The 14,374-nt window shown below is 40.5% G+C and carries 7 protein-coding genes; 4 read left to right on the forward strand and 3 right to left on the reverse strand.

Translation table 11 applies throughout. The annotated features are described in order from the left end of the window. Nucleotides 1-9: 9 nt before the first annotated feature. On the forward strand, nt 10-1,761 hold the full coding sequence (locus BHV83_RS15350; protein ID WP_286757716.1) for a DUF6057 family protein: 1,752 nt from the start codon (nt 10-12) through the stop codon (nt 1,759-1,761). 11 nt (nt 1,762-1,772) lie between these two features. Beyond that, on the forward strand, nt 1,773-3,236 hold the full coding sequence (locus BHV83_RS15355) for a TolB family protein (protein WP_005651162.1): 1,464 nt from the start codon (nt 1,773-1,775) through the stop codon (nt 3,234-3,236). An 88-nt stretch (nt 3,237-3,324) separates the two neighbouring features. Here the strand turns inward: BHV83_RS15355 and BHV83_RS15360 are convergent, their stop codons facing one another. The 3 genes from BHV83_RS15360 to BHV83_RS15370 are packed head-to-tail and all read right to left on the reverse strand — an operon-like array spanning nt 3,325 to nt 8,947. Further along, a complete protein-coding gene (locus BHV83_RS15360) occupies nt 3,325-4,197 on the reverse strand; it encodes a hypothetical protein (protein WP_122342660.1) in 873 nt (290 codons plus the stop codon). A 29-nt stretch (nt 4,198-4,226) separates the two neighbouring features. After that, nucleotides 4,227-5,765: a RagB/SusD family nutrient uptake outer membrane protein gene (locus BHV83_RS15365; protein ID WP_005651166.1), complete on the reverse strand. Its 1,539-nt coding sequence runs from the start codon at nt 5,763-5,765 to the stop codon at nt 4,227-4,229. Between the two features lie 29 nt (nt 5,766-5,794). Next, nucleotides 5,795-8,947: a SusC/RagA family TonB-linked outer membrane protein gene (locus BHV83_RS15370; protein ID WP_286757717.1), complete on the reverse strand. Its 3,153-nt coding sequence runs from the start codon at nt 8,945-8,947 to the stop codon at nt 5,795-5,797. A gap of 961 nt (nt 8,948-9,908) precedes the next feature. On the opposite strand from BHV83_RS15370, the gene BHV83_RS15375 reads away from it, so the two are divergent. Next, complete coding sequence (locus tag BHV83_RS15375; RefSeq protein ID WP_122204380.1) at nt 9,909-12,743, forward strand: SusC/RagA family TonB-linked outer membrane protein; 2,835 nt, start codon at nt 9,909-9,911, stop codon at nt 12,741-12,743. Nucleotides 12,744-12,774: 31 nt separating this feature from the next. Next, a complete protein-coding gene (locus BHV83_RS15380; protein WP_005641325.1) occupies nt 12,775-14,193 on the forward strand; it encodes a RagB/SusD family nutrient uptake outer membrane protein in 1,419 nt (472 codons plus the stop codon). Nucleotides 14,194-14,374 lie beyond the last annotated feature (181 nt).

The raw sequence follows: 14,374 nt of genomic DNA on the forward strand, positions 1-14,374 counted from the left end.
ATTTGTCAGATGAAATACAAACTTGTTGCCTTTTGGTTGATCGTTTTCGGAGCTTTGTTTGCTTTTTTGCAAATGTGTTTCGAGTATCATTTTTACTATATAGAACAGAGTCAGCTGTTTTTGTTTTCCGAGGCGTATATAAGGAATAAACTGCTTCTTCCGGGTGGCTTTTCCATGTTGGTGGCGGAATTCCTGGTGCAGTTTTTTATCCGTCCCTATGTTGGGGCGTTGGTTACTGCGGTCTTATTGACAGGTGTCGGGGTTTGTACGGCTGGTATTGTGAAACGGATCGCGCCTGTTTCGGGGCTTTTTATCCTTTATGTGCTACCGATGTTGGCTTTGCTGTTCATGCATTTCGACTTCAATTACAGGGTACAGGGCACTGTTTGCTACCTGATGACGATGGCTTTGCTCTGTGGGTATATGAGGATACGGAATGATCTTTTCCGTTTGGTGGCAGGTTGTGTGTTGGTTCCGGTCTTGTTTTGGTTGGCAGGATCGATTACCGTCTTGTTTGCCGGAATGGTTTGCCTGTTCGAAGGGTTGCGGAAGACGCCTAAATGGTATATCTCGTTGATCGGGGTTGCAGAGGTTTTGCTATTGGGTGTTGGAACGGTTTATTTCTCTTTGATGGGTGAATACCGATGGGTTTTCGGGCCGGATCTGTATTACCATTATACGCTCCATCCAAAAGAAATCATTTATTATTCTTGGATTTGCCTGCCTCTGGTCTTTCTTGTCGCTTTCTTTATCCGGAATAAAAATAGCTTGTCCGGAAAGAAATGGCGGGCAGGGATCAGTTGTATTGCTCAATTGGCTATGATTGCTGCCGTTCTGTGGTGGGGAATGCCCAAATATAGCGATGCAAAGACACTGAAGTTGAAAAAACTGGATTATTTTGCCCGTACGGAACAATGGGACAAGACGATAGAAGAATGTAAAGGGAAACTGACAAATTTCTTATATATGTGCCATCTGAATATGGCATTGGCCAATAAGGGAGAACTTTCGGATAAAATGTTCAACTTCGACCAGCGGGGACCTCAAGGATTGCTTGTACAATGGAATAAATCGGAAAATATCTCTTGCATGCTCAGTGATATCTATTTTACGATGGGAGCAACCGCTTCATCGCAGGAAATGGCTTTTGAGGGGTATGTGAGTGCTATGGAGGATGGTAATCCTCGTATGTTGAAGAGACTGGTGCAGACAAATCTGATTTACGGTACGTATCCCGTAGCTGAAAAATATATCTCAATACTTGAGAAAACATATGCATACCGGGATTGGGCTCAATCACAGCGCAAATACCTTTATAATGACGAAGTTGTCGAAAGCGATCCCATATTAGGAACCCGTAGGCGGATGTTGCCGGATCGGAATTCATTGGCAATGATAAAGGGGTTGGCAGGAGATCTGGCGCTTTTCTTGGAAAAAGGACCTGCCAACTCTGCTGCTTTGCAGTATTTGGGTGCAATGTATTTATTGGCTAAGGATCTGGAAGGATTTAAAGCGCTGGTGGAAAAATATTACGGGACAGAGTTTTTGCCCGTATTGCCCGTGCATTTTCAGGAAGCCGTTATTGTGATGTCTGAAAAAGAACCGGATTACTGGAAACGTTTCAATGTCTCCGAAACAATTGTTGCCCGCTTCACCGACTATAAAAAGCAGGTGCTTGCGAACCGCAATAACAGTGCTATTGCCGGGCTGTTGAACCGGTCGTACGGAAATACCTACTGGTTTTACTTTATGTTTAAATGATGCGTAAGAAAATGGAAAGAAAGAATGTATATATATGTATGCTGGCGGCTTTGTTGTCTTGTTCCGACTCGGTGAAAGTGAGCCGTACATTAGACGCGATGCCTGCCATTTTTCCGGATTATAACGGTGTGGTTATTCCTCCTAATATGGCTCCTTTGAATTTTGCTTTGGATGATCAGGATGCCGGATCGCGTGCTGTTTTTTCTTTTGGTGGGCAACAATTCGAGGTGAAAGGAGAAAAGGGTAGCATTGTGATTCCTCCTTCCAAATGGAAGAATTTGCTGGAATCGGCTGCCGGTGACTCCATACAGGTGACGGTCCAAGTGAAACAAGGCAATGAATGGGTGGCCTATTCTCCTTTTACTATCCGGGTTGCTCCAGAAAAGGTAGACTCTTATTTGGCTTATCGTCTGATCGATCCGGGATATGAGTTGTGGAACAAGATGGGAATCTATCAAAGGGATTTGGAGAGTTATACGCAAATTCCTATTATTGAAAATAAGATGAGTGGAAACAACTGTGTGAATTGCCATTCGTTTTGCATGCAGGATCCGAATAAGATGCTGTTTCATATGCGCGAGACTTTTCCGGGGACGATCCTGGTCGATGGCGATAAGATTGAAAAGCTGAATACCAAGACGAAGGAAACGATTTCTCCTTTGGTTTACCCTTCCTGGCATCCTTCGGGCAAATATGTGGCTTTCTCTGTGAATACAACCAAGCAGGCATTTCATCTGAATGACAGGAATAGGGTGGAAGTATATGACGAGGCTTCCGATGTAGTGGTGTACGATGTGGAAAAACACGAGATCGTGACGGCTTCAAATATCTTTTCGAAAGATGCTTTTGAAACATTTCCGACTTTCTCTCCCGACGGAAAGACACTCTATTTCTGTACAGCAGAGGCTCGACCTATTCCGCAGGAGTACTCGGAAGTCAAATATAATTTATGTTCCGTCTCTTTTGATCCGGTGACACGTGCTTTCGGGGCGCAGGTCGATACGCTTTACAATGCGAAGAGCGGTGGGATGAGTGCTTCTTTTCCGCGCGTTTCGCCTGACGGACGTTACCTTTTGTATACATTATCCGGTTATGGAAACTTTTCGATCTGGCATAAAGATGCTGATTTATATATGGCGGACCTTCAGACAGGCACGAGCCGTCCGTTGGTGGAAGTGAATAGCGACGATGTGGAAAGCTATCATTCCTGGAGTAGCAACAGTCGTTGGTTCGTATTCAGTAGCAGGAGGATAGACGGTTTATATACACGCCCATATATTGCTTATGTCGATGAAGACGGCAAAGTTGGCAAGCCCTTCCTGTTGCCTCAGAAAGATGCCGGTTTCTATCAGTCCTTTATGAAATCTTTCAATATCCCGGAATTTATAACCGGAAAGGTAAAAGTACGAGGCCGGGTCTTGGCTATTAAGGCAAAAGAGGATAAGGGGACGGATGTCAGGCTTGCTCAGCAATAAGGTTGGATAGAAAGAAAAGAAATGGTGGTGTATCAAAAGAGCTGTAATCCTTTTTTGATACACCACCATAATAATAGGCAATTTCTTTTTATGGAAGCGTAATAAGAATAGAACCACCTTCTCCTGTGTAATCAAAACCTCCTTGCAAAGCTTCTATGTAATAGTAAGGAGCTAATTGGAAAGTCTTGTCATCTAGCTGTTTATTATTTGCCAAACTGATTCCTGCAAAATCACTTGGGTGGTGGGCATAAATTGCATTTGAGGCACTTCCGTCATAATTGATTCCGATAAAGAATTTATTATAATAAATAATGCCATCCTTAATCCAAAATTCGATATAATCGCATGAAGTTGAGGCTACAGCGTTTCCCCATCCGCCATCATCATTTTTCAAACCTTGTTCATATGGTTTCATTACACGATAACGGTCAAAGCCATCCGCTTTTTGAATTTCTACATCGTAAGGCTTTTCTGTAAAAGCCAAAACGTCAGCAAATGTACCTGTTCCCAAAGATACCCAGTTATAGTCTTTATTAACCGTAACTGAAACTGTGTTACTGCCACTTACAGGTTCATTTGTATTATCCAATGTTAGTGTGATATTCAATTCTTTACCAATTTCCAAAGGAGATACGTTGACTGTGACTTTTGTCATATTTTCACCAGCAGCAAAAGTATAATCGGAAACAGTACAACCGGCTAAGGGGACTTCATCGACCGTAGCAGTCAATACAATGGTCCCACTTGATTCGCTGTCGGCATTTGCACGTACTAGATCTACTGTAAAGGTCGGATCAGCTGGTGAAACCGTGATATTAGCTAAAGAAGCATTTACAAAAACAGCTCTATTTGCTGCATCTGTATTATATAGAGCACATTCTTGTTCATTATCACAGGCTGCAAAGCCCAAGATAATTGATAGAAGAGTGGTTAATGTTGATAATTTTGAAATATATTTCATCGCTTTTATCTTTTAATCAATGAATAAATTTATTTAGTATCACCGACCGGATTTTGGTCTTTGGTCTGGTCCAGACTGGAATTTCCATCAAATTCAGTTTGAGGAATTGTCAATACCCACATATAGCTTTCCGGGTCATTTGCATTGCGATTAACAAGCAAAGCGTCAGTCGGCCAACCCATTTCTGCAGTTCGTTTGAATCCCTGTTTCAAACGACGAATGTCGTAGATACGACCAAATTCGCCCCAAAGTTCGATACGACGCTGTATAATGATTTCTTCCAATAATGAACCTGTATAATCAGAAGTCAATTTTCCCATAGATGTACCGGACTTTTGAGCACAGCTGTAAGACGCGTCACGCTTACTCATCAAATCCATTAAGTATTCGCGTGCACCAGCATCATTTCCTAAACGACATTCTGCTTCAGCAGCAATCAGGTACATTTCTTCTATACGCATCCAAACATAATCTCCCATCCAAGTTTGGATATCGGAAAACTTAAATTTTTCCTGCTGATAACCACCATCTTTATTGTTGGCATCTTTCGGGTTCCACCAGACCAACCGTTCGTCTTCCGTTCCCATTTTTCCATACAAATCTTTGTTGATCTGTTTGCGGGCTTTTGCTCCGTATTTATCGGCATCTGCATCCATGTGTGTGAACAAACCTGCATACATACCGCTTTGGTCAGATATGATTTCTGCCCCCCACATAACATTTGGTGCGCTTACGCTGTTCAAACCTTTAAATTCTGAAACTTTTGCAATCGTGCATTTGCTTACTGCAATAGCTTCTTCCGATGATTTTTTAGCGGTAGCCCAGTCCTCCATCACTAATGCGATACGAGCCTGCAAGCCTAATGCTGTGGCATAGTCGATATGTGAAATGTGTTTGCGGGTTGTACCGTTTAACCGTTCGACAGCTTTATTGATGTCATTCATAATCTGAGCATATGTCTCTTGCACTGTAGAACGTGGTTTTCCTTCTGTACCGGCGACTGTCGGCTCGACATATATAGGGCAACAAGGTTCACCCTCATGTCCTTTATAGGTCCGGGCAAAACTTTGCGCTAGCATGAAATAGGAGTAAGCCCGTATTGCATAGGCCTGCCCCATGATATAGTTGACTTCCGTTTCTGTCCCTGCCATAGTTTCCTCTGCATCAAGTATATAATTAGCATTGGAAATCCAAGTATAATAGCAATTCCATAAATCATATGAGCGCCAAGTAGTAGCAGTATATCTGCTTTTTACGTTATATAAGCAATCATACCAGAACCAGCCGCTGCCCATTGCAGCCATGATCATATCTTCTCCCATCACATCGGCCATCAGATTGTAAGCACTGATACCGAAGCATTGGTGTGTATTATCTGTTGGAGACCATGCTGAATACATGGAACGGTAAAGACCGTTCAGTGGAACTAAAGCCGCATTGGCATTTGCTAATAGTCCGCTTCCGGACATTGAATCAGTCGGATTGGTATCAAGAGAACTTTCCAAGCATGACGATAGAGTCGTACAAGCCACCAGACCGACAATCATATATTTGAATATCTTTTTCATCTTGTATCTTATAAAATAATGATTTAACATTAGAAGTTAATTTCTACACCAAAAGAGTATGTTTTGTTTGGTGTATACGAATAATCGGTTTCACCCTTAAAATTGTATTGAGGGTCCATACCTTTCAAATGAGAAAATAACGCCAGGTTATCAATGGAACCGAATACACGGACATTTCCCAGTTTTGCTTTTCTCATCCAGTCTTTAGGCAAGGAATAGCCTAATGTGATATTTTTGATTGCAAAATAAGATGCATTGATTAAGAAACGATCTGTCGTTGTATAAGCACCGTTGATTTCCACACGAGGCACATCTGTAATATCGCCTGGTTTCTGCCAACGGCGTAGCTGATGTTTATTCCAGGTGTTCGTCGCATATTGGGCGTTCATGGAACCTGTATACAGGCTGTCATATATTTTACCGCCAATCGAATAGGAGGTTAGGACTGACAAATCGAAGCCTTTGTAAGAAAAGTCTGTTCCAATACTTCCGTAAAGATCCGGAATACGGTTGCCTTGATAATATTTACTGGTTGATGCTTTTGAATAGTCATCGCTGATACGTTCGTTGATGATGTTTCCATTTTCATCCTTGTCGTATACCCAATAGAGTTGAGCGCCTGTAGCTGGATCTACTCCTGCTGATTTAGCCATATAGAACGTATTGATAGGCATGCCCTCTTTGATACTGTAAACTCCCTTGATGATTTCGGGTGCTGTATTAGTCAGCTTCAAGACTTTATTTTTTACAGTTGATCCCATCCAACTTATATTCCAGACGAAATCATCCGTTCTGATAGCAGTACCTCTTATTTCAAATTCGAAACCCGAGTTTCTCATGTCTCCGACATTGGCATTGTAGCCATTGAATCCGGTAGAAGTTGCCATCGGGTAACTTAACAACATATCGACAGTCTTACGATTGTAATATTCGGCATTGACGGATAGACGGCTTCCAAGGAAGGTCGCTTCGACACCAACATTCAAGTTTCCATTCTTTTCCCAAGACACTACCTGATTTTCCAATGAAGAAACCATACCTCCGATTTGGTTCGAATTCGGCCAATCTAAATCATACAAGCTTTGCCATAAGTAATAATTGCTTGTCTTATCTGAATTCAGGATATTATCATTACCTTGTTGTCCATAGCTTAATTTCAAAGACAGATTATCAATCCATTTAACATCTTCCATGAACGCTTCTTTGGAAATGCGCCAGTTACCACCGATAGACCAGAATGTTCCCCAACGATGATCTTTATGAAAACGAGAAGATCCATCGGTACGCAAAGATGCAGAGAAATAATACTTTTCATCATAATTATAGTTGAAACGTCCTAACCACGATTCGATACGATATTTGTCCGTATAAGAATCGGCTGCATACAAAGTCGTTCCCGGACGCAGTTCAAGGATACCGTCTACCAGGTTTGTTTTTCCAGCCTTCAAATATTCGTAGCTGTAAGCATAAAATTCATGTCCAGCCAAAACATCAAAAGAATGTAATCCGAAAGAACGGTTCCATGACAACAGTTGGTTGAAAGTATAACTTTGCATGCGTGTGTTATATTTGGTCAATAAACCACCTGCTGTAGCCTGGTTTCCATGATACATATTCATATAGCTCATTCGTGATTGGTTGCGGTAATCAAGACCGAAATTCACATTCAGTTTAATTCCCTTGAAAACACCGAAATTATCTTTATCTGAACCAAAAGTCACTCCAGTGCGAAGGCTTGCCACATCATTCTTTTTATTTGATTTGTCGTCAGTCAAACCGCCGACTGGATTGTAATCCGTATAGCTTCCCGGACGTCCGTTTTCTCCATAATCCAATTGAGGTTTTCCATCTTCACCCAATACATTCTTTCCATCCAATCCCTTCACATAGACGGGAAATAACGGTGAAACGAACTGTGCTGAATACCATACATTTGATGTGGAAGATCCGTCATAGTCACTGTAATCCTGCACTGAATTAGACAAGGAGGCATTCATGTGGGCCTTAAACCAATCTGTAATATTAGAATTAACGTTTACACGAGCATTATAACGCTGAAAGCCTGTATTGATAAGAATGCCATCTTCATTCAGATAACCGAGAGAAAACATATATTTTGTTTTTTCAGAACCGCCGTTTACAGATAATTGGTGTTCTTGCCTGAATGCATTATCTCGTTGAACTGCATCCATCCATCGTTCATTCCAGGCTGAAACAGCATCAGCTTGTACCATTCCTGTTTCAGGATTGATCAAATTGTCCCATGTGTAATTCTTAAACGGGTTGTATAGTTCACCACCTAAATTGGCACTTAAACCGGCTCTTGCCATCTGTTGTGCTTGTTCCCATGAATAACCAGAGTTGAATACGTAACCATTACGAAGAGCTTCATAAGTTAATTGCACAAATTCTTTCTGATCGACCATATCATACGGTTGGATAGCACGTGATGCCCATCCTACAGTTGAACGCCATGTTACTTGAGCTTTTCCTTCTTTACCTTGTTTAGTTGTGATCATAACGACACCGTTCGCACCACGCGCACCATACAAAGCACCAGCAGAAGCGTCCTTCAATACAGTCATAGACTCGATATCAGACGGATTGATGGAACTTAAAGAACCATCGAAAGGAATACCATCGACAACATACAAAGGATCTTGTGATGCATTAATTGAACCATAACCACGGATTACAATGGAAGCATCTTCGCCAGGCTGTCCGGATCCTGAAGTTGTCAACAATCCTGTTGCCTGTCCTTCTAACCCTTTTGTTAAGTTCGTAATAGGACGGAGTTCTAATTTTTCATTACTGATCGTAGAGGCTGATCCCGTAAAAGAACTTTTTTTAGCGGTACCGTAAGCGACAACCATTACTTCGTCAAGCATCTGATTGTCCCCCTCCAATACTACATTTACTTTTGGCTTGATTCCAACCTCCTGAGACTTCATCCCCACGAAGGAAATAACCAGAGTCTTTGCAGAACTTGGTACATCCAGAGAAAATGCACCGTTAAAATCTGTTACTGTACCTATAGTCGTACCTTTAACAACTATAGATGCACCAATGATGGGCTCGTTGTCTTCCGCCGAAATAACAGTACCTGTTACTTTCGTCGTCTGAGCGTTGGCCATCCCAATACCTAATAATAGGCAGAATAAAAGGAAAGTTAACCTTTTCATAGACACACTTTTTTTGTTTAACTTATAAATAACTAATTTGCACTATCTGTTTTTATACATATAAGCAATGTATAAATATTCCTAAGAGATGGCAAATGTAATAATAAATTTATTATAACAACTAAAAAACTAATAGGATTTTACAAAAATGGGGATGATAATTAACAAAAGATCATGTAAAATCGATATTTTAGATTGATCTCTCATGAAATCTCCTTGATTTCGCCTCCTTTAAAATTATCTATTTTTAACCTCTCGCCTAAGTACCGTTTTTGGACAATTCTGAAGGGTGAAAAAACGCCTCGGGTCTACAAGGGTAGAAAATAATTAAAGACTGTAGACACATTACCCGGAATCTGCCTGCTCTCTTAGGATAACTGATCCGTAACATAGCATAAACTATTCCGAAAGTCATAGTAAACTAATTCAAGACATACATCATATTATTCGTATGTAGTACTACCTATCGCAAATACATAGTACTACATAACGTCCATAGGTAGTACTACGTATAGGTAATAAGTAGTAACTACTAACAGATACTTTGTTATATGTTATCATTTAGTTCTTGGGGTGTTTTGACTTAGTTGATGGCATGAAACGACTTAGTTTACCTGTTGTCAAAGGAGCGATTTCAGATAGTGTCGGTATCTTTTGCATTGTTCTATATAAAATTCATATTCCACAAAGCTTGAACCGTAAATGATGATTTACAGGTAGTTTACATTTTCTTATATACATGAATAAATGGCTATTTATTCCACGAAACAAGTAGAAAATAAGTCATACTCTATTTTGTAAAAGAATTCTCGCTAATGTCTAAAAAAAACAATATGTAGCTAATATATAAGACATTAACAAGATAACAATTTGATAGTCCTTCCACAACCAGTCTTTAAAAGACAATAAATAACATATTGATAATCATTTAATTGATGGATTATCAAGTTCTGCAAAGACTCTGGTAGTTTCTTTTGTGGGTATGAAATCTCAGGAAATCGGCATCAAACCGACATTACATGTTGTGTTGGCAGCAGATAACCAAATGCTTGACGAAGTGATGGTTGTTGCGTATGGTACTGCTAAGAAATCATCTTTTACCGGAGCCGCTTCATCAGTAAATGCGGAAAAAGTATTAAAAGATGTACCTGTTACATCTTTTGAACAAGCCTTGCAAGGCGCAACAACTGGTCTGACCGTAAATTCGAGCAGTGGACAGCCTGGTGCAGGTTTAAGCATTCGTATTCGTGGAACAGGTTCTATGAACGCCACAAATGAACCTCTTTATGTAATCGATGGTGTACCGGTTATTTCCGGAGATATTGCTGTATCTGGAGTAAGTAATGACTCAAAAGCTTTCAATATCATGTCTTCAATCAATCCGAGCGACATTGAAAATATCACGGTTTTGAAAGATGCTGCGGCTGCTTCTTTGTATGGTTCACGTGCTGCAAATGGTGTAATTCTTATTACAACGAAAAGAGGTAAGGAAGGCAAAACTCAGATCAATTTTAAAGCGAACTGGGGTTTTTCCGACTGGGCTGTTAAAAACAGGGAAACGGTTTCAGGGGAACAGCAGCACGAACTTACCTATGAAGCATATTACAATGAAGGTATTTTATACAAAGATATGTCAGAAGAAGAAGCAAGAGCTTACGCACAAGAAGGTGCAGATACTTTCGCTCCTTTAAGAGATCACTATTCAAACTGGGAAGATGCATTATTCAAGAAAAGTGCGTTCAACCAGAATTATGAGTTTTCAGCACAGGGAGGTAGTGAACTGACAAATTTCTTCGCTTCATTGAACTACAAAACGGAAGACGGTATGATTAATACCACCGGTATGGAAGGATTTACCGGTAGAGTAAACGTAACCCATAAATCAAAAGATGGGAAAATGCAGATGGGAGCTAATATCTCATTCTCAAAACAAAAATCAGAAATGGCTTCGGAAGGAACGGCTTATGCCAATGCCTATTTCGTTAAAAACTGGTATGCAATCCCTAACCTTCCTATTTATAATGAGGACGGTTCATTTTATGAAGGTTTTCCCTTGGATCAATTAAATGTGCCTAACCCATTAAGGGATCAAGGATTGGATAAAAATACATCCGAAGTGCTTAGAAGTACCAACTCCTTATGGGCTTCTTATAAAATAATCGAAGGGCTGACAATCAAGGAAACAATAAGCTATGACTTTATCGACAACCAGTCAACAACTTACTGGCCGATGAATTCGAATAACGGTGAGGCTTACAATGGTTTGATGATCAAATATCCATATCAGCACCACAACATCTATTCATCAACGGTATTGAATTATACCAACACATTTGCCGACAAGCACAATCTGGATGTTTTGCTCGGATGGGATGTTGACGACAGAAAAGAACAATTTGTCCAAGCAGTCGGCGCCAACTATCCGCACGATAAATTACCAGAACTTGGTAATACGTCGGAACCGATGACAGCCTCATCCGGATATAGCGAAGATCATCTGTTATCTTTGCTTTCTCGTATAAATTACGATTATGACGACAAATATTACATTTCTGCAAATTACCGCCGTGATGGTAGCTCAAGATTAGGAGCAAACACACGTTGGGGTAACTTCTGGTCTGTTTCTGCTGCTTGGAGATTGAGCCAGGAAGCTTTCATGAAAAATTTGACTTATGTTGATGACTTGAAGCTAAGAGTTTCTTATGGTATAAATGGTACTTTACCCTCTAAGTTCTATTCACATTTGAGTTTGTTCGGTTATGGCTTTAACTATCAGGATCAACCGGGATCTGCTCCTACGACTATTCCTAATCCGGATCTGGGATGGGAAAAGAATGAGAACTTCAATATCGGTTTCGATGCCAGACTGTTCGGCCGTTTAAGTGTAGCATTCGATTTCTATAATCGTGAAACAAAAGACTTGTTGCAAGATGTTCCGGTCTCAATGACTACTGGTTTCAATAATACATTGAAAAACGTAGGAGCCATGAATAACCGTGGTATTGAATTGGATATGAACTATGACGTATTCAATGAAACAGCAGTAAAATGGTCTACAGGTATAGTTCTATCTCATAACAAAAACAAGATCAGCAAACTGTATGGAGGAAAAGACATCATTAGCGGAACTTCCATCTTGAGAGAAGGTGAATCTTATTATTCTTGGTGGAGCCGTGAATGGGCTGGCGTTGATCCTCAAACGGGTGAAGAACAGTGGGTATTGAACACTGAAAACGAAGATGGAACCATCAATCGTGGATTGACTAAAGATCCGTCACAGGCTCAACGTGTTATTATCGGAAAACCGGATCCTAAAGTAACCGGAGGATGGAGAAATAACCTTTCTTGGAAGGGCTTGGATTTAAGCGCCTTATTTTCATTCTCTTTAGGTGGACATATCATGGATGATCCTGCGCTGCTGTACACAGATACAGATGGTGAAACTGCATATCAATCCATTGGTATCCAGCAGTTGGACAGATGGCAAAAACCGGGTGACATTACAGATGTTCCGAGACGTATCAATAGCTATCAATATGCTCGTTACGGAAGTTCCCGTCATATGAAGAGTTCAAACCATCTCCGCCTGAAGACTGTAACATTATCTTATAATTTGCCGTCAAAATGGATGCAGGCTGCTGGAATGAGAAATGTCAGAATCTTCGCTTCCGGTAACAACCTGCTGACATGGGCTGCCTATAAGAATATTGATCCGGAACAGCCGGTCAATGGTGTGGCCACTTGGGCATTACCGAACTTGAAATCAGTAACATTTGGTATTGAAATCGGATTGTAATCCGGAATTCGTTTTACTATAAATAATAACAATGATGAATAGACTAAATATAAAATCTATATTTGCTGCTGTAGCAATAGCTTCAGTGACATTTACATCTTGTGATGGATATCTGGAAACTTTCCCTTCAGATTCATTGGTCAGCACAGATGCTATCACGACTTTACAAGATGTGGAAACAGCACTTAACGGAACATACTACAGTTTAAAGAGTGCCAACTATTATGGTTGTGATTTTGTATCACGCGCCGAAGTGGGGGGTGAAGACGTACAGACAATCTCTTCCGGGGGGTTAAGAACCGACACTTATTATCGTTTCATACACCGTCAGAATAACTCGCCGGAAAATTTATGGAGCTATCCGTATGCCGTTATCAACCGTGCGAATGTATTGCTGAATGCAATTGAAACAGGAGACCTTCCTGCAGGAGATGAACTTAATAATGCAAAAGGAGAAGCCTTAGCTCTTCGTGCTTTATGTCACTTCAACCTTCTGATTACATACGGAAAGCCTTATTTTGTAGAAAATGGAGCTACTCCGGGTGTAGTATTGGTAAAAAATGTTTTGAGCGCAGATGATCTTCCCAGTCGCTCAACTGTTGCAGAAGGGTATGATATGGTCATCAACGACTTGGAGGAAGCGTTGAAATGTATCGGGACGGAAGTAAAAGACGGACGTTTCAACAGTTGGGCCGTAAAAGGTTTACTGGCACGTGTCAATCTATATAAAAGAGATTGGGATAAAGCTTTTTCTTATGCAGAAGATGTAATCAAGAATTCTCCGTATTCTTTGCTGAAAACAGAAGACTATGTTGCAGCATGGTCTGGAAGATACTCTTCGGAATCTGTATTCGATCTGGAAATTTCGGATTTGGATGCCGGTGATCGTGAAATGTTTGGATATGTAGTCGATCCTAAAGGATATGCTGCTGTTTCCAACACGAAAGAATTTGAAGATCTTATCAACGAGAACCCGGATGACATCCGTCGTAATTTGCTAACTGCAGCATCAGTCGAAGGACGTACTTACATGAACAAATATCCGGGGATCAATGGTAAAACGGCCGTAAACAATATTCGTGTAATCCGTCTGTCAGATATTTATTTGATTGCTGCTGAAGCTGCATTGAAAAAATCTTCTGCTGATCAGGCTAGTGCAAATAAATACTTGAATGCGATCATCAAACGTGCTATTCCTTCCGCTTCAGATGTGACTGCTACCGAAGCATTGGTCTTGAAAGAAAGACGCAAAGAATTGGTGATGGAAGGTCATCGTTTTTATGACATCATGCGTTTAGGGATTACGGTAACTCGTAAGGGTGGATATCATTTCTTGAACAACACCGATCTTATATCTCCGAGTTATCAGGATTATCGCACGATTTTGGCAATACCACAGTCTGAAATAGATGTAAATCCCAATATCAAACAAAATGAAGGATACTTCTAACAGGATAATATTCAAATGAGAAATAGGCTGTTATTCTTATATAACAGCCTATTTTCTTTTGTGACTATTATATATAAGATCTCCATATCCTACATTATTATTAGTCAATGTGCGTGAAACTGGTTAATTTGAAATCAATCGATTTCAAATTAACCAGTTTCATATTTGCACCTTCCAACTA

The sequence above is a fragment of the Parabacteroides sp. merdae-related_45_40 genome, assembly GCF_001915675.1.